Raw genomic sequence first — 26,593 nt, 5'->3', positions numbered from 1 at the left:
ACTCGCAGGCCGCGGCGGCGCCCGGTGACGTTTCCATACATTCAGGTATGGAAAACTATCCATCAAGGTATGGTCGGATCGATCGCAGTCAGCGAGTGGATGTTCACGTCAGGAGTCCGGCAGTGGTCGAATCCGTCGAAGGTCAGGTCGCGTCCGCCGGTCCGCCGGTGAAGTGCCCCAAGGCCTTTCGCTATTGGGAGGCCCGTGGCACGCCGCTCGTGCGACGAGTCGAGCGCGTCTTCGCGACGGTGACCGGGCAGCGGCTGTTCCCCACCGACGAGCAGGCGATCGCCCTGTGCGAGGACCTGTTCAGCGGTGACCCGGTCGCCGAGCGTTTCGTCGCCGAGGTCATGCACGGCGAGATCGGGCCGAAGGCCGGGCGGCGGCTGCTGGAGACGGCGCTGACCGAGGGCATCGACGCGGTGCCGGACGCACCGGAATCCCTGCGCGCGCTGTTCGCCGAGTTCGAGACGGTCCCCGACTGGGTGGTCCCCGACCTCGTCGAACAGGGCGCGGCGATCTGGCGCCGCTGGGGCACCATGCTGTTCAGCTTCGCCGGCGCCGAAACCCTGGAGATGTACACCGAGGCCGCGGTCGCGACGCCGCTGTCCCTGGCCGGTGGCTACGCGGGCGACAGTGCGCTGCGCCGGTTCCTGGAGACTTGCCGGTTCTGGATGGACGTCTCCGCCCGCGATGCCCTGCTCACCCCCGGCTCGGCCGGGCGGGCCACCGCGCTCGAGGTCCGGGTCATGCACGTCTCGGTGCGCGCGAAGGTCGCGGGCCATCCTGAATGGGACATCGAACGCTGGGGCCTGCCGATCAGTCAGACCTACCAGATGCTGACCTTGCTCGCAGGGAGCGTGACCCCCGGCCTCGGTCTGTGGGCACTGGGCTATCAGACGACACCGTCGGAAATCCGTGCGCTGCTGCACTTCCAGAAGTACATGGGCCATCTGCTCGGCGTGCGGTTGCGCTGGTATCCCGACACCGTCCTCGACGGCCTGCGGGTGCTGGCGATGACCATCGCCTCGCGTTCCTACGACGCGGGCAGGCACGGGACCGAACTGATCGAGTCCTACCCGGCGGCCTTCGCGCCCCGCGACGGACATCGCGGCCTGATCAGACTGCGCGAGCAATACAACTTCCGGATCAACTCGGTCTACTCCGCGATGTACATGGCGCCCGGCACCCGCAGGCACTACACCATGCCGTCGGCGTTCCCGTGGATTCTCATCCCGGTCCTGCGCTTCCCGCTGATCACCGTGCTGGAACTCGTCCGCCGGTGCTGCCCACCGTTCGCGCGCGTGCACGAGAAGGTGATGCTGGCCCATCGCGAGAACTGGTACCGCGCCCAGATGCGAGGTCGCGAAGCGGCCTTCGACGCCAGCGGCGCCCTGCGCCGATGAACCCACCGAAAGCAGCCATGACCACCGCGGACATCGTCGAAGTATGGAACGGGCCCGGCCGCAGCGACGGCGAACTGACACCGGTCGAGCCGCGCCACAACGGTTTACACGCCTCGCTGAGCAAGCTCGCCTTCGAACACTGGTATTTCGACGCGCACCTCGACACCGGTCACATCGTCATCGGGTTCCTCACCAAACGCAGGCCGGAGGACCTGCCGCTGGCGCGGCCGTGGGTGGAGATGATCGTCTACGCCCCCGACGGCACCCGCCGCCAGGTATCGCGCCGGTACCCGCAGTCGGCGGCCTCCTTCGCCACCGAGACCTGCGATGTGCGCGTCGGGAACAACACCGCGCGCACCGAGTTCCGCGACGACGGCCTGCCGACCCACCACCTCCGGATGGCCGAGGACGGCCTGGTCTTCGACCCGCTGATGCTGGCCCACCACACCGACATCGTGCTGTCCACCGGCGAGACATCGCTCACCGAAGGTCCCGCGCGCTTCGACGCCACGGCGGGCCGCGCCTATCCCGAATGGATCGAACTGCGGGTGCCGGACAAGCTCGAACTGCGCCTGGCCGTCGAACGCGTCATCCACGCCCACGACCTGCTCGACGACCTACCGGTGGTGCGCTCGCGCCTGGTCAAGCCGCTGGTGCACCGTCTGGTCGGGCACCCGGGCTACTTTCGGTTCGAGTCCGCCTTCGAGCTGACCGTGCACACCGATAGCGGCGTCGAGCGGCGCGGCGGGACGACACTGCACGAACTGGTCGCGCTGACATGACCGCGGGTCGCGCTCACCGGAGCCGAGCTCGTCGCGGTGCGCCGGTGGATCAGCGGGGCGGCTCGGCGCTGGTGATGAACCGGAAGAACTCCCGGCGCTGATCGGCCGTCGGCACCGGCAGGTTCTGATTGCCGTGCACGAATCCGATACCGGCGAAGCACATCAGACCGGCCCGCATCTCCGCCTGTTCGGCCGAGAGCCCCAGGTCGATCAGGGTCTTGGACAGCGTGTGGAAGATCCGCTGATCCAGCGCCTTCACCGCCTCGGCGACTTTGGCGTTGGTGCGCGCCCAGTCGCGGACCGCGAGTTCGACCTGCCACACCCGATCCCCGGTGAGCAGCGCGCCCATCCGGTCCAGCCGTTCCTGGACGGGCAGGTCGTCGAGATCGTGGAATCCGCGGGCGGCGTCGTTCTGATCGGCGCACCAGAACTGGGCGGTGGTCTCGAGCAGCTGGTCGATGCCGTCGAAATGCCAGTAGAAGCTGCCCTTGGTGACGCCGAGCTCGTCGCAGACCTTGGCGATGGTGATGGCGCCGACGCCGTCCCGCAGCAGTACTCCCAGCGTCGCGGCAGTCCAGTCCTCGACGCCGAGCCGACGTGCCGCACCGCGCGCCGCCGCCGCTTTGCGCTTGGACACCGGCGCGGCCGGCCGGGAATCCCCTGGCTTGTCGGTCATGCTCGCCGTCTCCTCTCGGCATCGCGGGCAGGCAGGCCATACTCGACCGTATAGTTGAAACTACCAAAAGGTATGGTCCTGGTCGGGTTCGGCCGGACTGAACGTGCCGGATCGCGATGGTCGGCAGCCAGGCGGGCTCGTGGTTGCGCAGGTAGCCGAACGCCGCATGAGCGTGCACGCAGCGGTCCCCAATTGGTCCCGAGCTCCGATTGGTCCAGTGACAGCAAAATCCCCTCCGACCGAGGTCAGAGGGGATTTTTGCATGGTCGGGCTGACAGGATTTGAACCTGCGACCACCTGACCCCCAGTCAGGTGCGCTACCAAGCTGCGCCACAGCCCGTTCTTGCCCCCGTTGCCGGGTGCTCGGAAAGATTACCGCACCGGTTGGCTTAGGTACTAATCGGCTGGTAGATGGTGGTTTCTGGGGTGTTCACAACGGCGTGCTGGCTTCGGTTCAGGGCGTGTCCGCGGTCGCCTGCCGGTGCTCGTACCAGATTGCCGGGATGATCGAACCGTTCGGCAAAGTCTGCGCACGCCGGTCCTTTTCCGTCGCACCGATCCGGGCGCAGATGCGCTGCACCGCGAGATTCGACTCGTTCGTACCGATCTCGATGGTGGCGAAACCTACGTCGTGGACAGCGTCGACCAACGCGGCCACCGCTTCGCTGGCGTAACCGGCGTGCCGGTGTCGGGGTCCGATCCACCAGCCGAGGGTTAGCGACGATGCGTCGTTGTCACTCGGGTGCACGGTCGCGGCACCGATGAGGGCGCCGTCCGACCGCGCTTCGAGTACGAGAAGCCCGGGCTCCGGGCGTCCCCGCTCGACGGACTTCACCATTGCCCGGGTCTGACGTCGCGTCCACCCGTTCGCTGTGAGCATCTCCGCATCGGTGGTGGCGGCGAGCGCGGCCGCGTCGTGTCGCGTCGGTCGGCGCAGCAGCAACCGTGCGGACTCGACCTCGGGCAGCACGCCGTACCGTGCCTTGATTTCCGTGTCGACGAGTTGGCTGATCCGCCACATCCACAGCCCGCAGGCGACACACGGAACGCCGATCATGAGCGCCACCGAGAACGTGATGACGAGTTCTGCCGAGAAGGAGTCCGAGCCGACCACGACCGCGAGCCCGACAATCACCGCCACGATCCCGACCGTCTTGATCCAACTCGCCAACCCGCGAACGGCGACCCGCCAGGGCGTTTGCTGAAGCGCCGCTCTGACATAGGCGATGCGCCACATGAGAAACATGAGTTGACCGTATTCGATGTGGTTGGGGCACGTGCACATTCGCGTTGCCCGTCGATCCGGACCCATGCCTGTTTCTCGGCACCGCGATCGGGCACCTGCTGGCGTACCTGCCCGCGACCGTGGCGGCGTACGACTGGCTCATCCAGCGCCTCGCCGGGACTCCCGCGCCAGCAATCGCGCTGCTCTGCCCGGAGACTCGTGGCTGCCACGGTGACAGTGTGGCGAGCTGCTAGTCGAGGAAGTAGGCGTCCACCTTCTCCTCCGAATCCAGGATCTCGTTCGCTGCTACACCGAGTTGGCGCGCCAGCTCGACCGATCCGGCGAACGCGACCTGCACGTCGGGGGAGAAGGCGCGTTCGAGCAGACCCAGGTACTCCGCCATGCTCGCGGTCAGCTGGTCCAGGATGGCCTGGTACTCGGCGGCGAGTTCCGCGTCGAGCGCGCGCTGTTCGTCGAGGTAGCGCTCGATCAGGGCCGCCTCGCGTTTCGTCAACGAGGAGGCGACCGCCTTGTACATGACGGTGCCGACCGCGGTGCCGAGGACGGCGCCGAGGATCGGGATCGGGATGGTCGCCTGGCCGACGAACGACGACAGGGCGCGGACCGCGGCTTCCACGGCGATGAGCTCGGCGGTCTGGATGAACTCGAGCTCGTCGATCTCGTCGCGGCGCAGCTTGTTCGCTTGTTCGGCGATGCTGAAGGAGGTGGTGACGATCGAGCCTGCGACGGCCGCGGAGGTGGCGGTGACATTGGTGAGCGCGTAGACGCTCAGGCCGCGGACGGCGCCCTTACCGATACCGAGGCCGGTGTCGCGCGCGATCTCGGTCCAGTCCTGCCCGCTGAACTCGCTGAGCCGCTTGCCTTCCCGGCGCTTGGTGATCACTGCCAGGACGAACGCGGTGCCGCCCGCGCCCGCGGCGGCGGTGAGGGCGACCGTGCCGCCTTCGCGCAGCGTCGGTCGGCTGCGCGCGTAGGCCTCGTCGCGCAGGGACTGGTTCGTGGCGCGGAGCGAGTCCTTCTCGGCTGTCATGGTCGCGGCGTAGGTGTCGCGCTGGACGTCGCTGTACTCGAGCGTGGAGGGTTCGAGGGCGGTGAAGCCGATCGAATCGTCTCGGCAGAACGTCTGCACCCGCTGCCACTCCCGGAACGACGGTCCGTCTCCGCTGCGCGACAGCTTGCTCGCCTCCTCCGGCGATACGTCGCGCAGCCGCTGGATCATCGCGTAGTGATCGCGGGGGATCTGGTATTTCCCGCCGTTGCGCACGTAGTCGGGATACTTCCGGAGGTGCTCGGTCACCGCGCCGAGGGAGAAGCGGGCGGCGACGAACTTCTGCTGGATTTCGACGCTGCCGCGCAGCAGGTCGACGGGTCCGTTGTCGTTCACCCACCGGTAGCCGGGTGCGTGGCCGAGGACCTGGTGCCGGGCATTGCCGATCCCGACCTCGGCGATCTCGGCGATGAAGCCGTGCATGCCGTGCTGTCCGCCGCGGTTGGCGGCGACCACCTCGAGATCGATCTTCCGGACGGCATCGTCGATGCTGGTGAGCGCGTCCTGGAGGCGTTCGTCCTGTCGGCCGAGCGCGTCGAGGAGGGTGTCGATCCGGAGCTGGTTGAGATAGTTCACCCAGGACGCGGTTGCCTGCTCCTGGATTCCGGTGACGTATGCCGCCGCGTCACGCACCGGCGGAGTCCTGGTCGACGCGCTTGCTCAGCATGGTCGCGCACGACTTCGTGTTGTTCACCAGCGTGCCGAGGGCCGACCGGTCGGCGGGGGAGAGCGCGTGGAAATCGGCGCGGTAGTGCGCGAGTGCGTCACCGTAGCTGGTGCGCAACCCCTCGCGCAGCGCGGTCGTGCGCTGCAAGAGGTCGTCGATCTCGGCGTCCATACCCCGGACGAGGGCGGTATTGCGCTTGATCGCGGACAGCGCTTCGTGTTTCGCCTCGCGGTTCTCGAACTTCTTCTTCGCGAACAGGGCGATCGACGCGAGCAGGGTCGCGCCCGCGATGGTCCAGCCGATCGGGCCCGCCAGCGCGAGCAGCGAGGCGCCCGCCGCGGTCCCGCCGCCACCGGCGGCCAGCGCGCCGCCACCGAGCCACGCCAGTGCCGCCTGGCTCGCCGCCGCCCCGGACAGGGTCGAGATCGCGGTGCCGGTCGACGCGGTCCCGAAGGTGGTGGCGACCCAGATCGCCGCGGACGGAGCGAGTCCCGCCACCGCGGTGCCCGCCGCGAACCCGGCGCCGGCGCCGACCGCCGACGCCCGCGCCGCTTCCAGCTCGTGCTGCGCGAAGTCCTCCGCGTTCAGGAACTGCTTCCGGTGCACCGCGATCTCGTCGAAGTCGGTATCGAACGACTTCGGGGTGTTGGCGATGCTGTTCACCAGATGCTCGACCAGCTCGATCAGGTCGGTCGACCGTTCGCGCTGACGCAGCAGGGACAGACCCTTGTCGGCCATCGCCGTGAACACGCCGTTGTATTCCGCCACGGCGTCTGCATAGGGGTCCGGCTGCTTCGCGGTCAGCTTCTCGACCTTGCCCCTGGCGGTGTCTTTGACAGTGCCGACCTGCCCGGCGAACTGCGACGACGCGGTGCGCGCCATCTTGCCGAGTCCGTCGACGGTCCGGCCCAGGCCCTCCTTGGCATGGACGACATTGAGCTTCGTGCTGCCCAGGTCGAGTGGTTCCATCAGCGCCCCCTCCAAGATCGTTGCGGCTCAACAATCTAACGGAGAAGGGCGACCGCCGGTGACGGATCGGTTCAAGCGTGTAGGTCGAACCGGTCCAGGTTCATGACCTTGTCCCACGTGCGGACGAAGTCGCGCAGGAACTTCGGTGTGGCGGTGCGGGCGGCGTAGACCTCGCAGACCGCGCGGAGCTGGGCATCCCAGCCGAAGGCCAGGTCGACTCGACTGGCTTCCCAGCGTTTCCGGCCGGTGCGCCGCTCGGTGCCGAGATAGGTGCCGTCGTCGGCCGGTGACGGTTTCCACTCGGTGCTCGTGTCGAGCAGGTTGACGAAGAAGTCGTTGGTCAAGGTGCCGGGTGTCTCGGTGAAGACGCCGAGTGGGGATTGCTTGTAGTTCACGTCGAGCACGCGCAGACCGCCGAACAGGACAGTCATTTCCGGCACCGTCAGCGTCAGGAGGTTCGCCTTGTCGATGAGGAGGTATTCCGGTTCCAGCGGAGCGTTTTTGGCGACGTAGTTCCGGAATCCGTCCGCGGGGCCCGCTAGCGCGTCGAAGGACTCGATCTCGGTCCATTCCTGCACGGCGTCGCCGCGGCCGGGCGTGAACGGGACCGTCACCGTGTGCCCGGCGGCTGCGGCGGCCTGCTCGACGGCCGCGCAGCCCGCGAGCACCACGAGGTCGGCGAACGAGACCCGGACGTCGCCGCTCTGTTCACCGTTGAACTGCTGCTGCACAGCCTCGAGCGCGGTGATCACCTCGGCGAGCTGGTCGGGATGGTTTCGTTCCCAATGACGCTGGGGCGCCAGGCGGATACGGCCGCCGTTGGCGCCGCCGCGCATATCGCTGCCGCGGAAGGTCGAGGCCGCCGACCATGCCGTGTAGATCAGCTGTTGACGGGTGGGGCCCGAAGCGAGCAGTGCCGCTTTGAGTTCGCGGATGTCGTCGGGTCCGATCAGCCCGTGGGTGACCGGTTCGATCGGGTCCTGGAACAGCTGGGGTTCCCGCGGGACGAGTGATCCGCGATAGCGCGTGATCGGCCCGAGGTCGCGGTGGATCAGTTTGAACCACGCCTTGCGGAACTCCTCGGCCATCTCGTCCGGATTGTCCAGCCAGCGCCGCGTGATCTCCTGATACACCGGGTCGACTTTGAGCGCGATATCGGAGGTCAGCATATTGGGCTGATGCCTGCGGTTCGGGTTATCGGGCGCGGGCGTGGTGTCGGCGCCCGCGCCGTCCTTGGGGCGCCATTGCCACAGCCCGCCCGGACCGCGATAGACCTCCCAGTCGTAACCGTAGAGATTCTCGAGGAAGGTGTTGTCCCACCGCGTGGGGGTCGGAGTCCAGGTGACCTCGATACCGCTGCTGGTGGTGTCGGCGCCGACACCAGTGCCGAACGAGTTCTGCCAGCCCAGATCCTGCATTTCCAGCGGGGCGGCGGCCGGTGGCGGCCCGATGTCCTCCTGCGGGCCCGCGCCGTGGGTCTTGCCGAAGGTATGACCGCCCACGATCAGGGCGGCGGTCTCGATATCGTTCATCGCCATCCGGCGGAAGGTTTCCCGGATGTCGACGGCGGAGGCGACCGGGTCCGGGTTGCTGTCCGGGCCTTCGGGGTTGACATAGATCAGGCCCATCTGGGCCGCGGCGAGGGGTTGCTGGAGTTCGCGGGTCGAGGAGAAGCGCTCGTCGCCCATCCAGCTGCGTTCGGGACCCCAGTAGGTCTCATCGCCCTGCCACCAATCGATACGGCCGCCACCGAATCCCATCGTCTCGAATCCCATGGATTCGAGGGCGCAGTTCCCGGCGAATTCCATCAGGTCCGCCCAGGACAGGCTGTCCCCGTATTTCTGCTTCACCGGCCACAGCAGCCGCCGGGCCTTGTCGAGATTGGCATTGTCGGGCCAGCTGTTGATCGGGGTGAAACGCTGCATACCGTGCCCGGCGCCACCGCGGCCGTCATCGATGCGATAGGTGCCCGCGGCATGCCAGGCCATCCGGATGAGGAATGGACCGTAATGCCCGAAGTCGGCGGGCCACCATTCCTGGGAATCGGTGAATATCGCCTCGAGGTCGGCACGAACCTCGTCCAGATCCAGGGCTTCGAAGGCGGTGCCGTAATCGAAGTCCTCGTCGAGCGGATCGAGGGCGGGTGGGTTCTGCTGGAGTATGCGCAGGTTCAGCTGGCCGGGAAACCAGTCGGGGACGCCACCGACCGCTTCCGGCCGCGTGATCGCGCCGGTGAGAATGGGGCAACCTGTGTCCTCGGAATCCGCCATCGCAGCATCCTTTCGGGATGAACGCAGGAAAAAGTGCGGCGTACGTTGATTGCCGGTCGGGTCCGACCCTAACCGATCCGGTCGGCCGGTCTGTGGCGACATTTCGATCGCGAAGCAGGCTTTATGATGGCACGATGGCCGGTATCGCTGAGGATGTGGTGCTCCTGCTGGTGAGGATCCTGGTGAGCGTCGCTTTTTTCGCGAGCTCACGGAACAAATTCGGGAACATGCGCACATTCGCGGCCGAGAACGGGGTGCCGCTGCCGGTGGCGTATGCGGTCGCCGTCGCCGAGATGTGCGGTGCGATCGGGCTCTTCTTCGGCATAGTGGCGCCGGCGGCCGCGGTGGGTGTCATGGCGCTCATGGTTGCCACCATCTCGCTGCACATCCTCAAATGGCACAGCCCGTACTGGGCCGACAAAGGCGGCTGGGAGTACGACGCGATGCTGTTCGCGCTCGCCGGGGTGGTCGCGGTGTTCGGTGCCGGTACGGTGTCGGTGGACGGCCTGCGAGCCTGACTCCGAGGGCGTGTCTCACCGCTCAGGACCGGGCCGGGCTCGCCGTGATCGCGGCGGCTTCGAGATCGGCGTCCCTGGCCGCGGGACGGTGTCGCCCTGGGGGTGGTGTCCGGTGGTGCGGGAATCGGCTATCGCCAGTCGCCAACCGCAACTGTCTGAGTCAGAGCGTCGGCGTAGCGTGATGGACCAGCGCGAAGCGCTCCGTCGAGTGGCCTGAGCTCGAGTCAAACTGTCTGGGCCAGTTGACAGTAGCCCATTGACTCGGAGCTCTCGACGGCTCTACTATTCCTACTCAGGCGTAGTAATACTTCTACGTAGTCGTAGAAAACGGATTGGAAACCCCGCAATGGCAACGATTGCTTCCTTGCGTGAGTGGCTGTCGCTACCCCCGCTGACACCCGCAGAGGACTACGGCTTCTTCGGTCCGGAATCGGTGACCTGGCGTGTCTGGAGCTACCCGACGAGCTTGACCGTCGGGTTCCAGCGCGCCGTGGTGATCGAGGAGCTGGACCCCGCCCTGGTGGCGGCGGTGGACGCCACGCACGCGATCTACGACCGTCCGCGCACCCGGTACGACCGCACGCTGCGGTACTTCGCGATGGTGATGTTCGGCGACAGCCGGTCGACGGCGCACGCGGCCGACATTCTGGTGAAGGTCCACTCGAAGGGGATCGGGATCGACCCGGTCACGCACCGTTCCTACGATGCCAACGATCCCGCCTCGCAGCTGTGGATCCACCTGACCGCCTGGCATTCCATCCTCGTCGCGTACGAGAAGTACGGTCCAGGGCGGCTCAGCGAGGCCGACGAGCTGCAGTACTGGGCGGAGTGCGCGCGGGCGGCGGAGCTGCAGACCTGTGACCCGGCGGACGTGCCGCGCACCAGGGCGGGGATCACCGAGTACTTCGAGCAGATGCGCCCGCAGCTGATCGGCTCCGAGATCGCGCGCAAGGCGATGCGGCATCTGCTGCGGGCCGAGGTCATGATGCCGGAGATCCCGCGCGTGCTGCGGCCGATGTTCACGCTCGTCTACGCCTTCCTGCGCCGCGGCACCCTGGCGACCATGCCGCGCTGGATGCGCGAGATGGCGGGCCTGCCGACGGGACGGGTGCTCGATGTGCTCGTCACCGCGCCGATGAGCGCGGCCTTCACCCTGGTGAGTCTCAACGCGCGGCTGCAGATCCAGCTGCTGCGGCTGATCTCACCGATGACGGTGCCGGTCGCGGGGCCGGTGCTGCTGAAGATGCCGCCCGCCGAGGCCGTCACCCTGACGCCCCGTGAGGCGCAGGAGCGCTACGGCTACGACATTCCCGCGCAGGCGCATCAGGCGCTGCGCGACAAACAGCGAGCCCGGGTCTTCGGCCGCGGGGAGGCGCCGGACGAGCAGGGCCTCCGCGAATCCGAGGCCGTGCTCGGCGAGATCTCCCGGAAGGCGATGTGATGATCAAAGAACTGTTCGGGTACCGGATCAGCCTGCGGCAGCTGACCTTACTGGGGATCGCCTTCGGGGTGCCGTACGTCCTGATCGGGCTGGCCTGGCTCGGCGGTCACCACGAACACCTCGGTGATCTCCAGGGGCTGGACAAGGTGTTCTCGGCGCTCGGCGAAGTGGTCGCCTGGCCGGTGCTGCTGATCGCCGATATCGAGTTACGGTGACGCGGGCAGGGTGCGGGTCAGCGCCCGCACGGTCGGCCGAAGGGCTTGGGGCGGAAAGCGTTCCGGGTCCGACAGCACCAACCGGCCCAGCGATTCCACGAAACCGAGCAGGACCCGGCCGACCAGTTCGGTGTCCACGTCCGTCGGGCCGCCGCGCCGGGCGAGCCCGGCCTCGAGCAGCTGCATGCAGCGGGTGACGATCTTCTCCCTGGCGTCGCCGAGCAGGCCGCGGTACGAGGCAGGGGCGCCGTCGGCGGGGACGAGGATCAGCCGCCAGCGCACCGGATCGTCGCGGACCGCGGTCAGGAACGCCAGCACCGCCGCCTCGTACTCCGCGTCGGGGTCGGAGGTGTCGAAGTCGGCGGGCAATGCCTCGAGGACCTGGGCGATGCCGCGGGAGTGCTCGCGGCGCAGCAGGGCGTCGAGCAGCTGCGGCGCGGTCGGATAGATCGCGTACAGCACCGGTTTCGCGACACCGGCCTGCTTGGCCACCGCCTGCATGGTGAGTTCGGCCAGGCCGTCGCGACCGGCGACCACCCGGGCGGCGTCGAGCAGTTGCTCGCGACGTTCGTGCGGCGGTAGGCGCGGCCCGTTGCGGCGCCGCGGCCGGGCCGGTGGGGCGGGCGCGATCCGCCAGACCCCGTCGCTGTCCGCTTCGAGGCGTGCGCCGTCCGCGGTGCTGTCAACGTCCATATATCTACCCTAGCGTAGTAATTGCGTACTACGGACACGTAGAAACTCTGGTGAATCATCGTGCAGCAGTTGTCATCGGCTCCACCGGGCGATGCCCGCGACCGAGTCCTCACCGCAGGCCTGACCTACTGGCGTGACCATCCGCAGCGCGCCGTCGAAACCGCCGGTCGGCAGGTCACGATGACCGGCCGGGCGCTGACCGAACTGGTCCGCGCCCTGGTCACCCGGCGCTTCCCCACCGCCGAATTCGTCAAGCAGTGCGCCTTCATGGCCAGTGTGTCGGCCACCCCGACGCTGCTGGTGGCGATCCCGATCGCGGTGGTGGTCTCGATCCAGGTGGGCTCGCTGGTCAGCCAGGTCGGGGCGACCACCTTCATCGGCGCGGTCAACGGGCTGGGCATCATCCGCCAGGGCGCGCCGCTGGTGACCTCGCTGATGATCGCCGGCGCGGTCGGTTCGGCCATCTGCGCCGATCTGGGCTCGCGCACCATCCGTGAGGAGATCGACGCCATGGTCGTGATGGGAGTCGATCCGGTGCGGCGGCTGGTCGCCCCGCGCCTGGCCGCGGCGGTCGTGGTGAGCACCCTGCTGTGTGGGCTGGTGGTATTCGTCGGGTTCGCCACCGGATACGCCTTCAATGTCTATATCCAGGACGGCACACCGGGTTCCTACATCGGGACCTTCGCGTCGTTCGCGGTGGCGGCCGACCTGGTCGTGGCCATGGTCAAGGCCAGTGTGTTCGGCGTGCTGGCGGCGATCATCGCCTGTGACACCGGACTGCACACCCGGGGCGGGCCCGCGGGGGTGGCGAACGCGGTGAACTCCGCGGTGGTGAACTCCGCCATCGTGCTGTTCGCGGCCAATATCGTGCTCACCCAGATCTACAACGTCGTCTTCCCGTCGAAGGTGCTCTGAGATGGCGTCGGGATATACGCCGCCACTGTTGCGTCCGCTGCGCGGGCTGCGCGCCGCGGCGGCGGCACCGGCGACGGTGCCGGTGCGGCTCGGTCATCAGGGGCTGGTCTTCGTGCAGGCGGTCGCGGCGATTCCCTTCGCGCTGCGCCACTATCGCAAGGAACTGCTGCGCCTGATCACCGATGTGAGCTTCGGCAACGGCTCGCTGGTCGTCGGCGGTGGGGTGATCGGCGTGGTGGTCATCCTGTGCGCGTTCGGCGGGATCACCGTCGGCATGGAATCGCACACCGCGCTGAACCTGCTCACGATGAGCCCGCTGACCGGCGCGATCTCCGGCTTCGCCACCACCCGCGAACTGGCCCCGCTGCTGGCGACGCTGGCCTTCGGCGCGCAGGCCGGGTGCCGGTTCACCGCGCAACTGGGCTCGATGCGGATCTCCGAGGAGATCGACGCGCTGGAATCGATCGCCATCCGGCCGCTGCCCTACCTGATCACCACCCGCATGCTGGCCGCCGTCGTCGCCATCGTGCCGCTCTACACCGCCGGGCTGGCGGTGGCCTATCTCGCCACGAGGTTCACGGTCGTGTTCCTGGGTGGCACCACGCTGGGCACCTACGACCACTACTTCCACCAGTTCCTGAATCCGGTGGACCTGGTGTATTCGATCCTCAAGATCGTGGTCTTCGTCGCCGTGGCCACCTTCGTCCAGTGCTACTACGGCTACACCGCGACCGGTGGGCCCGAGGGCGTGGGCGTCGCCTCCGGCCGGGCCATCCGGATGACCATCGTCACCGTGGTCTTCGTGAATCTCCTGTTGTCCCTGTCGATCTGGGGCATCGACCCCGGCATCAGAATCTCCGGATAGGTCGTCATGATCATCGACCACAGCGGCCGTGGGCCGAGCGCCGCGCGGCTGGGGATGTACGGAGTCCTGCTCGCCGTCCTGCTGACCGGCACCGTCTTCCTGCTCGGCCTGCGCTACAACGGCGCGTTCCTCGACACCGTCGAGGTGACCGCGCACATGACCAGCACCGGCGACGGCGTTCCGCAACGCGCCGATGTGACCTTCCGCGGGGTGCTGGTCGGGCAGGTCGCGCACAGCGGCGTCGCCGCCCGGGGCGAGCGCCAGGATCTGCTCTTGCGCATCGAACCCGCACGCGCGCCGGGGATTCCGGCCACGGTGACCGCGCGGGTGGTGCCCAACAACATCTTCGGCGTCACCGCGGTCGAACTCGTCGACAACGGCCCCGCCGCCGACGGACTGCGCGACGGCGCCGTCATCACCCAGGACACGAGCACCGTGAGCACCCAGCTGCAGACCACCCTGACCACCCTGCGGACCGTACTCGACGCCATCGATCCGATCCGCTTGGCCGCCGTGCTCGGCACCCTGGCCGACGCGCTCGACCCCACCTACCGGCTGCCCGGCTCCACCATCGAACGCCTCGACACCTGGACCACCCAGGTCCGGGCGACCCCCGGAATCGGTGACCTCCTCGGCGATCTGGGCGCGGCCGCGGCCGCGGTGAACGAGTCCGCGCCGGAGCTGGTCGATTCCCTGACCGCCTCGGTGACGGCGGCGCGCACCCTCACCGAGAAGCGCGCGAATCTGATCGCGCTGCTCACCGCCGCCCAGGACGCGGCCGGGGTCACCAACGCGCTGTTCGCCCGCAACCCGGGCGTCGGCCCGGAGCTGGTGGGTGGGCTGCACGAGACCTTCGGTGCCCTGGCCGCCGATTCCGGCGCCATCGGCACCTCGGTCGCCAATCTGAATACGGCGCTGAGCAAACTCGCGACCGTCTTCAACTGGGGTCCCGGGCGGCAGATGCGCTGGGCGGTGGACGTGAGCTTCACGCCCTTCGTCCAGTACACGGCCGCCGACTGCCCCCGCTACGGCGACCTGGCGGGTCCTCGCTGCGGTGGGGCGACCGTGCCGGAATCCCCACCAGCGCAGCAGATTCCGGACCAGCTGGTCCCGCGCAGGGTGGAAGCGGCGGGCCCCGCGCCCGTGCTCCCCGCGGTCCCCGGTGTGCCGATGATCCCCGGTCTGCCCGCGATTCCCGGTCTCACTCAGCCCGCGGCGGCCTCGGGCGCCCTGTCCGGCGCGGACGCGATCGAGGCCATCGTCGGCGGGCCGCCGAACGCCGCGCAGCTGGTCCTGCTCCAGCCGGTCCTGGCGGGCGGGGCGGTCGAGGTCACCTACGCCGACGCACCGGAAGGCAACTGACATGATGAAGACCCGGACCGCCGTGCTGATCCTGACGGTGTTCGTCGGCCTGGCGCTCGTCGCGAGCTACACGATTTTCGCGACCCTGCAGCGCGGCGTCAGCGGCGACACCACCCGCTACACCGCGACCTTCGGCAATGTCCTCGGTCTGCGCGTCGGCGACGACGTGCGGATGGCCGGGATCCGGATCGGCCGGGTGGACGCCATCGAACTCGACGCGGACCGGCGCGCCGAGGTGGTGTTGCGCGTGCAGGCCCAGCACCGGCTGACGAGCACCACCAGGGCGCTGATCCGCTATCAGAACCTGATCGGCCAGCGCTATATCGCGCTGGCCGCCGGGTCGGAGGCGGGCGAGCGGCTGGCCCCCGACGGGCGGATCCCGTACGAGAACACCGAGTCCTCGTTCGACGTGTCCACCGTGCTGGCCGGATTCGAACCCCTTTTCGCCACACTGCAACCCGACGACATCAACTCCCTGTCGCACACCCTGGTCCAGGCACTCCAGGGAGACGGGGTGTCGATGAGCGCGCTGATCACCCAGGCGGCGCAGCTGGCCGGGACCTTCCGCGATCGTGACGAGATCCTCGGCCAGGTCATCACCAATCTCGGTGGCGTCGTGGAGGGTTTGGCGCACCGCAGCACCGAGCTCGAGACACTCATCACCCAGACCCGCACGCTGACCGTCGAACTCTACGAACAGGGCACGACGCTCGCGACCGCGGTCGAACAGGCGTCCGGCTCGACCGCCCGGCTCGCCGGGCTCATCGCCCGGATCAAACCCGGCCTCGCCCAGGCGCAGCAGTCGGCCAACGAAGGTGTGCGCCTGCTGCTCGGCAACGGCGAACGCCTCGACATCACCGCCGCCGAACTGCCGTTCGTGCTCGCCGGGCTCGCCCGGATCAGCGGCAACGGCACCTACATCAATTCCTACGTCTGCGGTCTCGACGTCTCGCTGTGGGGTGTCGTGCTCCCGCCGGGGACGTTGAGTCAGGTGGGCGGCACCGCGCACTCGGAGGTATGCCGGTAATGACGTCCCTTCCACCGTCCACCCTGCAGCGCCTGCGTCAGGCCGTCCCCACCGGCCGGCACTGGTGGCTGGGACTGGGCGCCGGTGCCGTGGTGGCACTGCTGCTGTTCGGGTCGAGTGTGCTCAGCGAGCTCGACCTCGGCAACCACACCGTGCGCGCCGAATTCGCCCAGGCGGCGGGGCTGCGGACCGGCGACAGCGTCGATATCGCCGGGATCGAGGTCGGCACCGTGCGGTCCCTGCGGCTGGCCGGTGACCGGGTCGAGGTGGCCCTGTCGCTCGACAGCGATCTGCGGGTGAGCGAGGACGCGAAGGCCGCGATCAAGATGTCGACCATTCTCGGGCGCATGCACGTGGAACTCGACCTCGGCACCCCCACCGCACCGGAAGGACAGCGGATTCCCTTGGAACGCACCGAAGTTCCCTACAACCTGGCCAAGGTCGTCGACGACGACCGCTACACCAACTCGTTCGAGAGCCTCGAACGCGTCGACCCGCAGGCCCTGCGCGCCTCGCTCGACGCGCTCGCCCAGCAGATGGGCGATTCGCCGCAGCTGACCGCCGCCGCGCTCGACTCGGTCGGCGCGCTGGCCGCGGTGATCAGTGATCGCCGGGACGAGGTCGAGCGGCTGCTGCGCGATATCGACACCGTCTCACAGGTGGTGTCGGACAACCAGAACGCCGTGCTGCTGCTGTTGACCAGGGGCGAGGCCATCGGCGACGCGGTCGCCCGGCGGCAGGCGCTGGTCACCGGGCTGCTCGACAATATCGCCGCCGTCTCGAAAGACCTGCGGGACATGGGCATCGACAACAGCGGGCAGCTCGCGCCGCTGATCGCCGATCTGAACACCATGTCGGCCGGGTTGCAGAAGAACAAGGCCAATCTCGACAACCTGTTCCAGATCATGCCGGTCACCCTGCGCCAGTTCAACAACAGCATGGGCAACGGTCCTTACGGCGAGTTGTATATGCCGTGGATGTTCCCCGACAACTGGCTGTGCTCGGTCGAGGCCGTCGCGGGGTGCCGCTGATGCGCACGAGAATCGCCCGGCTGGCCGTGCTGGCCGCCGTCGCCGCGTTGCTGTCGGGGTGTTCGGCCCTGCCGCAGAGCCTGACCTCGCTCCCGGACCGGCTGCTGGGCAGCGAGAAGACGATCACCGCGGATTTCGAGAATGTCGCCGGACTCTATGTCGGCAACGAGGTCTCCGTGCTCGGGATGCCGGTGGGCCGGGTCACCGAACTGGTGCCGCGCGGGCAGACCGTGCAGGTGCGCATGGTGGTCGATCCCGAGGTCGAGCTGCCCGCCGATGTCGTCGCCGCGCTCGTCTCGCCCCAGCTGATCACCAACCGCCATATCGAACTCACCCCCGCCTACACCGGCGGCCCGACGCTGCCCGACGGCGGTCACATTCCCTTCGCGCACACCAGGACTCCCGTCGAATTGGACCGGATCCTGCGCAACTTCGACGACATCGGCACCGCGCTGGCGGGCGACAATACCGACGGGCCGATGGCCAGCCGGGTGCTGTTCCCGCTGCTCGACGGCAACGGCGACCGGATCCGGGAAACCCTCGACGCGCTCGCGGGCGCCTTCGAGGTGACCCTGGCCAACAAGGACCAGATCGCCAACGCGGTCGTGCGGCTCAACGACGTCACCCAGATCGTCGCCGACAACGACGCGACCGTGCGCGACTTCAGCGCCCGGCTCACCGAGCTGGTCACCCTGATGCGCGACCAGGCGCCGGGCCTGCTGGCGGTGCTCACCCAGATCAACGACTTCGTCGCCAATACCAGCGCCGTCGTCGCCGAGAACGAGCAACCGCTCACCGACGCGCTGCTGCGCCTGACCACCATCACCGCGCAGATGCGCGATCACGCCCGCGGTCTCACCGAGATCGTCGACATCGCCCCGCTGTTCTTCCAGAACCTCGGCAACACGGTGAGCCCGGAGACCGGGGCGGTGCGCCTGCACCTGCTCACCGACAAGAGCCTGCTCGACAACGAACTGCTCGCCGTGTTCTGCGAACGCGTCCAGCTGCGGTCCGACGGCTGCCGCACCGGCAGACTCCAGGACTTCGGCCCCGACTTCGGCGTGCTGGCCGCGCTGCTGGGACTGACCCGATGAGCCTGCTCGCCCGCGCCGCCGCGCTCACCCTCGCTGCCTGCGCCCTCGCCGGGTGCACCATGACCGCCGACTCCATGCCCCTGCCGAAACCCGGCATCGACGGCCCCACCTACACCGTCCACGCGCAGTTCGACAACGCGCTGAACCTGCCCGACCGCGCGCACGTGAAGACCGGCGGCAGCGATATCGGCGTCGTCACGGGGCTGCGCACCGCCGATTTCGTGGCCACCGTCGACCTGGAGATCCGCGCGGATGTGCGCCTGCCGCGCGGCGTGCGCGCCGAACTGCGGCAGCCGACCCCGCTCGGCGACATCTACGTCGCCCTGCTGCTGCCCGAACAGCAGCCCGGCGCCCCCGTGCTGGCCGACGGCGATGTCATCGAGCGCGAGCACACCTCGGCGGGCGCGTCGGTGGAGGAGCTGATGATGTCGCTGTCGATGCTGCTCAACGGTGGTGCGCTGAGCCAGGTCGCGCGCATCACCAGCGAGGCGAACTCCATGGTCGCCGGTCGCGGCCCGCAACTGGCGCACCTGCTCACCGAGCTCACCGCGACCCTGGCCGCGCTCAACGCGCGCACCGGCCAGATCGACTCGGTGCTGCACGGTCTGGACGCACTGTCCACCACGCTGAACCAGCGCCGCGCCGAGCTCGGTCAGGTCGCCGACACCTTCCCGCCGTTGATCGCGGTCCTCAGCGAGAACAACCGCGCCATCACCGATCTGACCACCGAGGTCTCCACCACCCTGGGCGCGCTCGGCGAGTTCACCAGCACCAGCGGCGACGATTTCGCCGGGCTGTTCGACAGCGTGCAGGCGCTGATGGCCGGGTTCACCGAGATGGGCGACAACCTGGCCGGGGCCCTGGACCAGCTGCATGCGCTGAACCCGTCGCTGCTGGCCAGCACCGAGGGCACCAGCCTGGCCGTCGCGGCGACCGTGTCGTATCTGAGCGTCGGCGCACTGACCGACCCGAACGGCAGCCGCCTGCCCGACGGCTCGGATCCGGGCGCCTTCGCAGGCAGCCTCGCCGAGGTGCTCGCCCGGGTCCTGGCCCGAGTGCAGGGCGGTGGACGATGACCGAGCATCCTCGCGGCAGCGTGCGCTACACCCTCGCCGTGCTGAACACCTTCGTCGTCTGGGCGATCGGGGTGGCCCTGGAGGTGGCGGCCGAGTTCGCTCTCCGGGGCGCCGACCGGGCCCGGCGCCACGTCAACGGCCTCGCGGCGGCCGGACTGGTGGTAACGCTGGTGATCAGCGGCGGGTACCTGCTCGTCGACGTGGTCCGGATCGATCCGCGACGCGAAACCTTCACCGTCCGTGTCGAACTCGCCGCCTCGGGCGGGCTGATGGCCCACTCCGATGTCACCTTCCGGGGTGTGCGGGTCGGGACGGTGCGGTCATTGGAGCTGTCCGGCACCGGGGTGAGCGTGGTGGCCGAGATCGATGCCGAGCACCGGGTGCCCGCGGGCGGGGCGGCGGTGGTCGCGCGGCTCTCGGCGGCGGGGGAGCAGTATCTCGACCTGCGTCCGGATACCGACGAGCCGCCGTATCTGCGCGACGGCGCGGTCATCGAGCGGGATCGCACCGCCACCCCGATCACCATCAACGAATTCCTCACCGACACCTCGGCCTTCATCGGGGGACTGAATCCGCAGCGGCTCGATGTCATCGTCGCCGAATTCGAGAAGGCCCTCGCCGGTGGGCCCGACCAGCTGCGCACCGTGATCAGCGGCATCAGCCACGCCATGGCCGGGATGACCGAGCTGCTCCCGCAGACCCGCAATCTGGTGGAGAAGCTGGCGATCGTCGCGGAGACGACCTCGCACGCCCAGCCGGACCTGCGCACCCTCGTCGCGGGCTCGGGAGTGCTGTTCGAGCAGTTCGCCGCCGCCGACCAGGAGCTGCGGCGGCTGCTCGACCAGGGGCCGGGACAACTCGCCACCCTCGGCGGTGTGCTCGCCGAGACCACCGACCCGGTCACCGCCCTGCTGACCAACCTGCAGGCCATCACCCGCGCCGCGCGCCTGCGCACCCCGGCGCTGGCCGCGCTGTTCCCGGCGCTGCGGGGCAGCACGGCCCTGCTCGGAATCCCGGCGCACGACAACGCCTTCCACACGATGATGGACATCTGGCCGCGCCCGTTCTGCGAGTACGACACCATCCCGGTCTCGCCGGCGCAGGTCTCCGACGGCAGCGTCCGGCTCTACAACTACTGCGTCACCAGCGATCCCGCGCAGCAGGTCCGCGGGTCGGCGAACGCGCCACGGCCCGACACCCCCGACAACACGTCGGGCCCACCACCCGGCGTCACCGGGGACGAGCGGTATGTGCCGCTGCCCGGCCGATGAACCCCCGAGCTCCTGAAAGGAACCCCATGACCGACACCGAAGATTCGCCGGAATCCGAGCAGGCCGCGCCACGGTGGCGGCGCACCGGCACGATCGTGGCGGCGGCGCTGCTCGTCGGCGCCGGTGGGCTGACGGCCGGTGGCTGGTTCGGCTGGCAGTACCAGCGCGGGACCGAGCTGGAACGATCCCGCGCCGAAGCCCGCGACGCGGCCTGCGCCTACGGCTCACTGCTGTCGACCTATGACGCCGCCGACCTCGACACCTATTTCGCCGCTGTGCTCGACCACGCCACCGGCGCCTGGAAACAGGAATTCGAGTCCACCAGTGGCGATCTGCGCGATGTCCTCGTGCAGGGCGAGGTGACCTCGACGGCCGGTTCGGTGCAGTGCGCCGTCGCGACCGGCACCGTGGACAGCGCCGAAGCGATCGTCGTCGTCGACCAGTCCATCACCAGCGTCGGCACCCAGCAGCAGCCCCGCCGCGGCCAGCTGTCGATCACGTTGTCGCTGGACCGATCGGGGGACCGCTGGCTGACCAGCAAGGTCACCTCGCCGCTGCTGCGCACCGCCCCGTGAGCCACCGATGATCCGGCTCGCCGTCCTCGGGGCGGCCCTCGGCGCCCTCGTCCTCGCCGCGGCCGGTGGACTCGCGGCCCTGCTCGTTCTGCAGCGCCTGGCCACCCGGCTGCTCGACGCCGAGATACCGCCGGTGGACGCGGCGGTGGTCCGCGAGATCGAGGCGAAGCGCCCGAGTTTCCGGATGTCGGTCGACCAGCATGTCCCCGCCACGCCCTGGGAGGTGTGGGCGGCGCTCGAGGACGGTGCGTTCACCTGGGTCCCGTTCGTCGACGGCGTCACCTACCGTGGCCCGGACCGCGACCCGGGTGCCGTGCGGACCCTCGACGCGATCGTCTTCGCCGCCGCCGAACAGGTGACCCGCCGCGATCCACGGACCCGGCTGACCGTGGCCGCGATCCGGACCTCGGTTCCGCTGCTGGTCCGGTCCTACACGATGGATTTCGCGCTCACCGAAACCACCGACGGCACAACGGTTCTGCGGTGGACCGTGGCGGGCAGGCCCGGGATCTTCGCCTTCGTCCCGCTGAGCTGGACGGCGGTCTTCGTCTGTCCGTTCGTGCGCGTGGTCCTGGGGCGGTGGGCGAACTACTACCGCTGAGTGTATGGTTGCACTAATGGTTCATGCACTAACTATTAGTGCAATCATCATCTCGGCGAGGAGGCGGACGTGCGGGAGCTCGACGACCCGCTGCGGCTGGACCGGCAGGTGTGCTTCGCCCTGGCGGTGGCCAATCGCTCGGTGCTCGCGGTGTACCGGCCGTTGCTCGAGCCCATGGGGCTCACCCATCCGCAGTATCTGGTGATGCTCGCGCTGTGGGGCGAGGCCCCGATGTCGGTGAAGGCCGTCGCCGAATCGATCCAGCTGGACTCGGCGACCCTCTCGCCGCTGCTGAAGCGGCTCGAGGCGGCCGGGCTGATCACCCGGCGCCGCGACCCAGCGGACGAGCGCACCCTGCTCATCGACCTCACCGCCGCCGGGCGGGAACTCCGCGGCGAGGCCGAGAAGATCCCACCCGCGGTGGTCGAGCGGCTCGGGGTGAGCCTGGCGGATCTGGAAGAACTGCGTGACGTGCTCGGCCGGGTGAACGCGGCCGCCCGGAACGCCTGCGAGACAGGACGGACCTCATGACCGGCTCGACCCCGAATGCCTGGCAGCGCCTGCGCTACGTCGTCGGTGGCACGCTGCCGCCGACGATGTCGAACTGGGTCCGCGACGATCTCACCGGACCCGGCGCGACCCGCCGCTACCTGATGCGGTTCCTGCTGCCGGTCGTGCCGGTGCTGTGCCTGTTCCTGCTCACGCCCGGGCCGCTGTGGATCGGCCTGTCCATGATGGCGCTGCTGTACCTGCCGCTGGTGTACTTCACCGTCGCGCTGGTCTACGTCTACCGGCGTCACCGCCTGGTCAGCCACGGTCTCGACCCCGCGCTCGCGCACGCGGCCGAACGCCGCCGCGCCGACGCCGACCGTGTCGCCTACGAGCTACGTCACCAGCGCGGCTGACCGGGTTCCGGTCAGGGCTGCCCGGTGACGACGGCGGCGACGGCGTCCAGGAACGGCTGGCCGCCCATGGCGTAGCCGCCCGCGATCGCGCCCAGGACCAGGCCGACCGGGCCGGTGACGATGCTGAGGAAGCCGAAGCCCAGGACGGTGCCGATGAGCCCGCCGAGCAGGCCACCGGCGACCACGCCGACCACATTGCGGTTGATCTCGTTGGTCAGCTGGGACATCGGGCTGATGGTCTGCATCTCGCCGATCTCCTCGGCGCTCGCCTGCGGCGTGAGAACCAGGTGGCGGCCGTCGTCGGAGATCGTCTGCGCCACCCGCAGCGGGGCGCCGGAGATCTCGTAGGTGAGCGGGATCCGGGCGACGGTGGCGCCGGAGTCGGCGGTGAGGGTGACCGCGGTGTCGTCGTCGGTGAGGGCGAAGGTGCCGCCGGTGACGGTGGTGCTCAGCACCCGGGAGAACTCGGTGAGGGTGGCCTCGTAGTGCACGGACTGGTCGACCCCGGAGGCGACGGCCTGGGGCGCCGGTGCTTCCGGCCGCGCGGCGACGGTCCCGGCGCCGATCCAGACGGCGGTGCCGACCAGCAGCGCGGTAGCGGGGAAGTGACCGAGTTTCATCAGGGATTTCCTTTACGAACCTTGTTGTCCGGCAGTGAGATCGGGCAGACCCTAGCACCCTTTTTCGCCGGAGCGGGATTTCCGTCGAATTGGGCAGTGGACCAGTTATTCGCTGTAAAACTGTGCGACTTCACAATTCGACACGCTCCCGCGCGGCCGTGTAAGAACTGTCCAGCGAGTGGGCGTCGGTCGGGGCGTCCAGCGGAGGAAGTAGGGACAGACACAGATGGCGCGTCGGAAGAACCTTGTCGTGGCCGGTGTCTCGGTAGTGGCGGTGTTCGCCCTGGCAGGAAGCTTCTACGCGGCGCTGTCGGTGGCCGCCGAACTCGGTGCGCGGGTCTCCGGCCCCGCCGACCGGGAATCCGCCGAAACCACCTCCCCGATCGAGGTTTCGCCCACCCAGCCGCTGGGAACAATTATCGAGCTGTCCGTCGGAGTGGCATCCACCCTCAGTAAGTCCGCGACGCCGATTCCCCGCGAGGAACTCGGCGTCGGCGATTGCGTCGACGTGGCCGCCCTCGAAATTCGGAAGGCCTCCTGCGGCAGCGGGAATTCCCATTACAAGGTGGCGGAATCGGTACCGGCAGGTGGCCAGTGCCCCGGCGATGTCGACCGCGCCCAGCCCCGCACCCTGCCCGGCGGTGAGCACGAGACCCTGTGCCTGGACATCGACTGGAACGTCGGCGGCTGCGTCGACCTGTCCGGGAACTCGGTCGCGCACGTGGACTGCGCCGCCGACGTACCCGGCCGGGTACGGGTCCTCGAGATCCTGCCCGACACCACGGACGTGAACGTCTGCTCCTCCGGCGACCGCGGTGTCGTCTACGGGGAGCGCCGCTACGTGGTCTGCGTCAGCTCACGCTGAAGTGCGCGCTGCGGTGCGCGGTCGATCGGGCACCGAGCCACGTGCCTGCGGCGAATCGGGCCGCGGCTATCCCACGCAGACCGCCGCCGCCCGGCGGAATTCGGTCGGCGTCATCGATAGCGCCGACTGAAAGGCCCGATACAGGGTGCGTTCGCTGCGAAATCCGGCTTCGGCGGCGATCGCGGTGATCGACTTGTCCGGATAACGCAGCAGAGCGCGGCGGACATGGGCGATGCGGAGTTGGCGGAGGGTGCGCGCTACGCCGTCTTCGCCGACGACGCGGAACAGGGTGCGCCGGGAAATGAAGCAGGCCTTCGCGACCTCGTCCGCGGTGAGATCTGGATCACGATAACCCGCCGCGAGAAATCGCTCCACGCGCGCTTTCAGGTGGGTTTCCGATGTCTGTTCCGAAACCTGGGCGCCGACGGAAAGGTCGATGAGCGCGGCGGTGAGTTGTGGCGCGTGGGTTGCCAGCGACGCGGCCTGCTCCGGGGCCGAAACGGCCAGCCGGGCGAGGGAGGCCACGAAATTGGCGAGCACCTGTGCCGACGGGTCGGGGGCGATCATCGACGGCGCGCCGAACAGGGGTTCGCCGACGGTCGCGAGCGCGGCGATGGTCTCGCGTCGCATGCGGGTCACCAGCATCGAACGGTGCTGTTCGAGGCGTAACCGGGTGGGGCGGGACGTGTCGAACAGGGCGAGCGCGCCCGGCCGGAGATCGGCCGGGTCGAAGGTGGTGGTGTCCGGCATATCGACGATGGTGATGACGAACTCCTCGGTCGCGCGGGCGATATGACGGGGTGTCCGGGTGGAAATGTGGCCACCACAACGCGACCACGCCAGGGAGAGCGAATCGGTGTCGATCAAGGGGATGATTTCGCCGTAGAACGGAATTCCCGGAATGGGTGTCAGGGTGGTCGGCGCGGCGGTCTCGTCTATCACGGATTGCCAATAATCCACGACCTCGGCGGGCCCGACTTCGTCGGTGCTCAGCCTGTTCGGTCCGGAATGCACTGTGCGCCACCCCCCGTCAGCGAATTTGCCACTGGCGCAACGCTATCAGCTGATCCGCGCGGGGGTCGGATCGAACACGCCAGGGTGTCGGGTGCGTATTCTCGGCGGCGTCGATCGATTGTCGGAGAACACTGTTACCGGCTGAGGTGTTCTGGGCACCGCACAATCGCCCCGGGTGGAATGGGGGATATCGGCGTGGTATGCCGGATCGGCCATTCTTCGGGCAGGATTCATCCGTTCAGGGGTGCGGCGCGGACGCCGATTCGGCAGCGGTTCTGAGACGCCCTATCAGCGTGCCTTCGGCTATCCGGGGCCGCAGGTGACCGACGGCAGCGTGTCCATCTGCGGGCTCCCCGCGCTGAGCCGTCGCGGGTTGGCGTCGGCGACAACACGGTGCGCCGCAAGGTTGTGGCTGCGTGCAGTGACAGTGTTACACGGTGTCACGCACACTGGTGCACGTCACCGTCTCGCCTGGTGTGGGCACCATATCGCCGGGTGGGCGGGGCTGATGCCGCTCGACCGAAAGCACCGATGAATGACTGCGATGACGAAGGTGAAGGAACTGTCGAGGGGGGAGGCGGCGGGATACGCCGAAACGGCTGTCTGCCAGTGTGATCAGGTGGGACCGGCCGAGCTGGCGCGGGCGCTGTTCGCCGGTGACGTCGACGAGGTCCACGGCGAGGGTGGGGTCGGCGTGGCCGAGATCGGGCATCGATACGGGCTGGCGGTGCCGGAGCGGTTCCTCGTGCTGGCGGTGTCGGATCGGGCGGCCGAGGCGCGGCCGGTGTCGCCGGTCGAACTGCACCAGCGGATTTCGGAGTTGTGCGGGTGGCCGGTTCCGGCGGTGATCGGGCGGCACGGGGGGACGGTGCTGGCGCCCGAGCCCGGGATCGTCGCGGAGATCGGCTCCGCCGTGGACGAATCCACGCTCGGGGTGGTCTCACTGATGGCGTCGCGGCACCGGCTCGCACCGGCCGCCCGGCAGGCGCACGAGCTGCTCGATGTGGTGAACACGATCTACGGCGCCCCTGGCCTGTATCCCTTCGCCGATTTCGCCCTGGAACACCAGCTCACCCGTCCGGGGCCCGGTCGGGACCGATTGGCGGGCCTGATCGCACCTGTCGCGGACCACCCGGATCTGCTCACCACGCTGCGCACCCACCTGCGCGTGAATCTGCATCGGGGCGCGACCGCGCGCACGCTCTACGTGCATCCGAACACCGTCGACCACCGGCTCCGGAAGATCGCCGAACTGACCGGGCTGGACATTCTCGACAGCGCCACCCTGTGGCAGCTGCACGCGGCCGCGATCGTGCACGATTTCCTGCACCCGGACGAGGCCGTGCGCGGTTGGCGACCCGCTCGGGGCTTCCCGCGCACGCCGGGCCGACGAACACCGGCCGCGTGAGCCTCCCGGGGCGGCCCACCACCTCGAGTGAAC

The 26,593-nt window shown here is 68.8% G+C and carries 28 protein-coding genes and 1 tRNA gene; 20 read left to right on the top strand and 9 right to left on the bottom strand.

The window, feature by feature from the left end:
- Positions 1 to 122 precede the first annotated feature (122 nt).
- Complete coding sequence (locus tag WA675_RS23935) at positions 123 to 1,406, top strand: oxygenase MpaB family protein (protein WP_336087337.1); 1,284 nt, start codon at positions 123 to 125, stop codon at positions 1,404 to 1,406.
- Between the two features lie 17 nt (positions 1,407 to 1,423).
- The gene (locus tag WA675_RS23930; protein WP_336087335.1) at positions 1,424 to 2,188 is read left to right on the top strand and encodes a hypothetical protein; all 765 of its coding nucleotides are present in this window, start codon (positions 1,424 to 1,426) and stop codon (positions 2,186 to 2,188) included.
- A 49-nt stretch (positions 2,189 to 2,237) separates the two neighbouring features.
- Here the strand turns inward: WA675_RS23930 and WA675_RS23925 are convergent, their stop codons facing one another.
- The 3 genes from WA675_RS23925 to WA675_RS23915 all read right to left on the bottom strand — a co-directional run bounded on the left by WA675_RS23925 (position 2,238) and on the right by WA675_RS23915 (position 4,110).
- Entirely contained in the window at positions 2,238 to 2,864 is a 627-nt protein-coding gene (locus WA675_RS23925) for a TetR/AcrR family transcriptional regulator (RefSeq protein WP_336087333.1), read from the bottom strand.
- A gap of 263 nt (positions 2,865 to 3,127) precedes the next feature.
- Positions 3,128 to 3,204, bottom strand: a tRNA-Pro gene (locus WA675_RS23920).
- A 114-nt stretch (positions 3,205 to 3,318) separates the two neighbouring features.
- Complete coding sequence (locus WA675_RS23915) at positions 3,319 to 4,110, bottom strand: GNAT family N-acetyltransferase (protein ID WP_336087331.1); 792 nt, start codon at positions 4,108 to 4,110, stop codon at positions 3,319 to 3,321.
- 44 nt (positions 4,111 to 4,154) lie between these two features.
- On the opposite strand from WA675_RS23915, the gene WA675_RS23910 reads away from it, so the two are divergent.
- Positions 4,155 to 4,343 (top strand): hypothetical protein, encoded by a 189-nt coding sequence (locus tag WA675_RS23910; RefSeq protein WP_336087329.1) that lies wholly within the window; start codon positions 4,155 to 4,157, stop codon positions 4,341 to 4,343.
- Here the strand turns inward: WA675_RS23910 and WA675_RS23905 are convergent.
- From WA675_RS23905 to katG, 3 genes are all read right to left on the bottom strand, one after another.
- The gene (locus tag WA675_RS23905; RefSeq protein ID WP_336087327.1) at positions 4,340 to 5,791 is read right to left on the bottom strand and encodes a hypothetical protein; all 1,452 of its coding nucleotides are present in this window, start codon (positions 5,789 to 5,791) and stop codon (positions 4,340 to 4,342) included. The genes WA675_RS23910 and WA675_RS23905 overlap by 4 nt on opposite strands.
- Positions 5,784 to 6,794: a hypothetical protein gene (locus WA675_RS23900; RefSeq protein WP_336087325.1), complete on the bottom strand. Its 1,011-nt coding sequence runs from the start codon at positions 6,792 to 6,794 to the stop codon at positions 5,784 to 5,786. The genes WA675_RS23905 and WA675_RS23900 overlap by 8 nt, the downstream gene beginning before the upstream one ends.
- 71 nt (positions 6,795 to 6,865) lie before the next feature.
- Positions 6,866 to 9,091 carry a catalase/peroxidase HPI gene (gene katG, locus WA675_RS23895; protein ID WP_442945712.1) on the bottom strand — a complete coding sequence of 742 codons (2,226 nt, stop codon included), beginning with the start codon at positions 9,089 to 9,091 and terminating at the stop codon, positions 6,866 to 6,868.
- A 107-nt stretch (positions 9,092 to 9,198) separates the two neighbouring features.
- On the opposite strand from katG, the gene WA675_RS23890 reads away from it, so the two are divergent.
- The 3 genes from WA675_RS23890 to WA675_RS23880 all read left to right on the top strand — a co-directional run bounded on the left by WA675_RS23890 (position 9,199) and on the right by WA675_RS23880 (position 11,238).
- A complete protein-coding gene (locus WA675_RS23890) occupies positions 9,199 to 9,582 on the top strand; it encodes a DoxX family protein (protein WP_336087321.1) in 384 nt (127 codons plus the stop codon).
- Between the two features lie 346 nt (positions 9,583 to 9,928).
- Positions 9,929 to 11,023: an oxygenase MpaB family protein gene (locus WA675_RS23885; RefSeq protein WP_336087319.1), complete on the top strand. Its 1,095-nt coding sequence runs from the start codon at positions 9,929 to 9,931 to the stop codon at positions 11,021 to 11,023.
- Positions 11,023 to 11,238 carry a hypothetical protein gene (locus tag WA675_RS23880; protein ID WP_336087317.1) on the top strand — a complete coding sequence of 72 codons (216 nt, stop codon included), beginning with the start codon at positions 11,023 to 11,025 and terminating at the stop codon, positions 11,236 to 11,238. The genes WA675_RS23885 and WA675_RS23880 overlap by 1 nt, the downstream gene beginning before the upstream one ends.
- On the opposite strand, the gene WA675_RS23875 is transcribed toward WA675_RS23880, so the two are convergent.
- Positions 11,230 to 11,931: a TetR/AcrR family transcriptional regulator gene (locus WA675_RS23875; RefSeq protein ID WP_336087315.1), complete on the bottom strand. Its 702-nt coding sequence runs from the start codon at positions 11,929 to 11,931 to the stop codon at positions 11,230 to 11,232. The genes WA675_RS23880 and WA675_RS23875 overlap by 9 nt on opposite strands.
- 69 nt (positions 11,932 to 12,000) lie before the next feature.
- Here WA675_RS23875 and WA675_RS23870 point away from each other — a divergent pair, with 69 nt between their 5' ends.
- The 12 genes from WA675_RS23870 to WA675_RS23815 all read left to right on the top strand — a co-directional run bounded on the left by WA675_RS23870 (position 12,001) and on the right by WA675_RS23815 (position 22,653).
- Positions 12,001 to 12,846 carry an MlaE family ABC transporter permease gene (locus WA675_RS23870; protein ID WP_336087313.1) on the top strand — a complete coding sequence of 282 codons (846 nt, stop codon included), beginning with the start codon at positions 12,001 to 12,003 and terminating at the stop codon, positions 12,844 to 12,846.
- A gap of 1 nt (position 12,847) precedes the next feature.
- Positions 12,848 to 13,711 (top strand): ABC transporter permease, encoded by an 864-nt coding sequence (locus WA675_RS23865; RefSeq protein ID WP_336087311.1) that lies wholly within the window; start codon positions 12,848 to 12,850, stop codon positions 13,709 to 13,711.
- Positions 13,712 to 13,717: 6 nt separating this feature from the next.
- Positions 13,718 to 15,073: an MlaD family protein gene (locus tag WA675_RS23860; protein ID WP_336087309.1), complete on the top strand. Its 1,356-nt coding sequence runs from the start codon at positions 13,718 to 13,720 to the stop codon at positions 15,071 to 15,073.
- A gap of 1 nt (position 15,074) precedes the next feature.
- The gene (locus WA675_RS23855; protein WP_336087307.1) at positions 15,075 to 16,100 is read left to right on the top strand and encodes an MlaD family protein; all 1,026 of its coding nucleotides are present in this window, start codon (positions 15,075 to 15,077) and stop codon (positions 16,098 to 16,100) included.
- On the top strand, positions 16,100 to 17,131 hold the full coding sequence (locus tag WA675_RS23850; protein ID WP_336087305.1) for an MCE family protein: 1,032 nt from the start codon (positions 16,100 to 16,102) through the stop codon (positions 17,129 to 17,131). The genes WA675_RS23855 and WA675_RS23850 overlap by 1 nt, the downstream gene beginning before the upstream one ends.
- Positions 17,131 to 18,225 carry an MCE family protein gene (locus WA675_RS23845; RefSeq protein ID WP_336087303.1) on the top strand — a complete coding sequence of 365 codons (1,095 nt, stop codon included), beginning with the start codon at positions 17,131 to 17,133 and terminating at the stop codon, positions 18,223 to 18,225. The genes WA675_RS23850 and WA675_RS23845 overlap by 1 nt, the downstream gene beginning before the upstream one ends.
- Complete coding sequence (locus WA675_RS23840; protein WP_336087301.1) at positions 18,222 to 19,301, top strand: MCE family protein; 1,080 nt, start codon at positions 18,222 to 18,224, stop codon at positions 19,299 to 19,301. Before WA675_RS23845 ends, WA675_RS23840 begins: the two co-directional genes overlap by 4 nt.
- Positions 19,298 to 20,572: an MCE family protein gene (locus tag WA675_RS23835; protein WP_336087299.1), complete on the top strand. Its 1,275-nt coding sequence runs from the start codon at positions 19,298 to 19,300 to the stop codon at positions 20,570 to 20,572. The genes WA675_RS23840 and WA675_RS23835 overlap by 4 nt, the downstream gene beginning before the upstream one ends.
- Before the next feature lie 26 nt (positions 20,573 to 20,598).
- Complete coding sequence (locus WA675_RS23830; RefSeq protein WP_336087297.1) at positions 20,599 to 21,147, top strand: hypothetical protein; 549 nt, start codon at positions 20,599 to 20,601, stop codon at positions 21,145 to 21,147.
- A gap of 7 nt (positions 21,148 to 21,154) precedes the next feature.
- Positions 21,155 to 21,748 (top strand): SRPBCC family protein, encoded by a 594-nt coding sequence (locus tag WA675_RS23825; RefSeq protein WP_336087295.1) that lies wholly within the window; start codon positions 21,155 to 21,157, stop codon positions 21,746 to 21,748.
- 69 nt (positions 21,749 to 21,817) lie between these two features.
- The gene (locus WA675_RS23820) at positions 21,818 to 22,279 is read left to right on the top strand and encodes a MarR family winged helix-turn-helix transcriptional regulator (RefSeq protein ID WP_336087293.1); all 462 of its coding nucleotides are present in this window, start codon (positions 21,818 to 21,820) and stop codon (positions 22,277 to 22,279) included.
- Positions 22,276 to 22,653 carry a DUF5313 family protein gene (locus WA675_RS23815; protein ID WP_336087291.1) on the top strand — a complete coding sequence of 126 codons (378 nt, stop codon included), beginning with the start codon at positions 22,276 to 22,278 and terminating at the stop codon, positions 22,651 to 22,653. The genes WA675_RS23820 and WA675_RS23815 overlap by 4 nt, the downstream gene beginning before the upstream one ends.
- Before the next feature lie 11 nt (positions 22,654 to 22,664).
- Here the strand turns inward: WA675_RS23815 and WA675_RS23810 are convergent, their stop codons facing one another.
- Positions 22,665 to 23,273, bottom strand: a complete 609-nt coding sequence (locus WA675_RS23810) for a hypothetical protein (RefSeq protein ID WP_336087289.1) — start codon at positions 23,271 to 23,273, stop codon at positions 22,665 to 22,667.
- Positions 23,274 to 23,499: 226 nt separating this feature from the next.
- Here WA675_RS23810 and WA675_RS23805 point away from each other — a divergent pair, with 226 nt between their 5' ends.
- Positions 23,500 to 24,138 (top strand): LppU/SCO3897 family protein, encoded by a 639-nt coding sequence (locus WA675_RS23805; protein WP_336087286.1) that lies wholly within the window; start codon positions 23,500 to 23,502, stop codon positions 24,136 to 24,138.
- A gap of 66 nt (positions 24,139 to 24,204) precedes the next feature.
- Here the strand turns inward: WA675_RS23805 and WA675_RS23800 are convergent, their stop codons facing one another.
- Positions 24,205 to 25,152, bottom strand: a complete 948-nt coding sequence (locus WA675_RS23800) for a helix-turn-helix transcriptional regulator (RefSeq protein WP_336087284.1) — start codon at positions 25,150 to 25,152, stop codon at positions 24,205 to 24,207.
- A 544-nt stretch (positions 25,153 to 25,696) separates the two neighbouring features.
- On the opposite strand from WA675_RS23800, the gene WA675_RS23795 reads away from it, so the two are divergent.
- Positions 25,697 to 26,560 carry a PucR family transcriptional regulator gene (locus tag WA675_RS23795; RefSeq protein ID WP_336087282.1) on the top strand — a complete coding sequence of 288 codons (864 nt, stop codon included), beginning with the start codon at positions 25,697 to 25,699 and terminating at the stop codon, positions 26,558 to 26,560.
- Positions 26,561 to 26,593: the final 33 nt, after the last annotated feature.

The sequence above is a fragment of the Nocardia sp. SSK8 genome (genome assembly GCF_037034205.1).
In the GTDB taxonomy this organism is placed as follows: domain Bacteria; phylum Actinomycetota; class Actinomycetes; order Mycobacteriales; family Mycobacteriaceae; genus Nocardia.
Note: the sequence above shows the minus strand (reverse complement) of the source record. Positions and strands in the feature narration are given on the sequence as shown.

Coding starts and splice junctions, on each gene's coding strand:
- WA675_RS23930 (WP_336087335.1), top strand. CDS start 1,424: ATGACCACCGCGGACATCGTCGAAGTATGGAACGGGCCCGGCCGCAGC.
- WA675_RS23925 (WP_336087333.1), bottom strand. CDS start 2,864: ATGACCGACAAGCCAGGGGATTCCCGGCCGGCCGCGCCGGTGTCCAAG.
- WA675_RS23915 (WP_336087331.1), bottom strand. CDS start 4,110: ATGTTTCTCATGTGGCGCATCGCCTATGTCAGAGCGGCGCTTCAGCAA.
- WA675_RS23900 (WP_336087325.1), bottom strand. CDS start 6,794: ATGGAACCACTCGACCTGGGCAGCACGAAGCTCAATGTCGTCCATGCC.
- WA675_RS23890 (WP_336087321.1), top strand. CDS start 9,199: ATGGCCGGTATCGCTGAGGATGTGGTGCTCCTGCTGGTGAGGATCCTG.
- WA675_RS23885 (WP_336087319.1), top strand. CDS start 9,929: ATGGCAACGATTGCTTCCTTGCGTGAGTGGCTGTCGCTACCCCCGCTG.
- WA675_RS23880 (WP_336087317.1), top strand. CDS start 11,023: ATGATCAAAGAACTGTTCGGGTACCGGATCAGCCTGCGGCAGCTGACC.
- WA675_RS23875 (WP_336087315.1), bottom strand. CDS start 11,931: ATGGACGTTGACAGCACCGCGGACGGCGCACGCCTCGAAGCGGACAGC.
- WA675_RS23865 (WP_336087311.1), top strand. CDS start 12,848: ATGGCGTCGGGATATACGCCGCCACTGTTGCGTCCGCTGCGCGGGCTG.
- WA675_RS23860 (WP_336087309.1), top strand. CDS start 13,718: ATGATCATCGACCACAGCGGCCGTGGGCCGAGCGCCGCGCGGCTGGGG.
- WA675_RS23855 (WP_336087307.1), top strand. CDS start 15,075: ATGATGAAGACCCGGACCGCCGTGCTGATCCTGACGGTGTTCGTCGGC.
- WA675_RS23850 (WP_336087305.1), top strand. CDS start 16,100: ATGACGTCCCTTCCACCGTCCACCCTGCAGCGCCTGCGTCAGGCCGTC.
- WA675_RS23845 (WP_336087303.1), top strand. CDS start 17,131: ATGCGCACGAGAATCGCCCGGCTGGCCGTGCTGGCCGCCGTCGCCGCG.
- WA675_RS23840 (WP_336087301.1), top strand. CDS start 18,222: ATGAGCCTGCTCGCCCGCGCCGCCGCGCTCACCCTCGCTGCCTGCGCC.
- WA675_RS23835 (WP_336087299.1), top strand. CDS start 19,298: ATGACCGAGCATCCTCGCGGCAGCGTGCGCTACACCCTCGCCGTGCTG.
- WA675_RS23830 (WP_336087297.1), top strand. CDS start 20,599: ATGACCGACACCGAAGATTCGCCGGAATCCGAGCAGGCCGCGCCACGG.
- WA675_RS23825 (WP_336087295.1), top strand. CDS start 21,155: ATGATCCGGCTCGCCGTCCTCGGGGCGGCCCTCGGCGCCCTCGTCCTC.
- WA675_RS23815 (WP_336087291.1), top strand. CDS start 22,276: ATGACCGGCTCGACCCCGAATGCCTGGCAGCGCCTGCGCTACGTCGTC.
- WA675_RS23810 (WP_336087289.1), bottom strand. CDS start 23,273: ATGAAACTCGGTCACTTCCCCGCTACCGCGCTGCTGGTCGGCACCGCC.
- WA675_RS23805 (WP_336087286.1), top strand. CDS start 23,500: ATGGCGCGTCGGAAGAACCTTGTCGTGGCCGGTGTCTCGGTAGTGGCG.
- WA675_RS23795 (WP_336087282.1), top strand. CDS start 25,697: ATGACGAAGGTGAAGGAACTGTCGAGGGGGGAGGCGGCGGGATACGCC.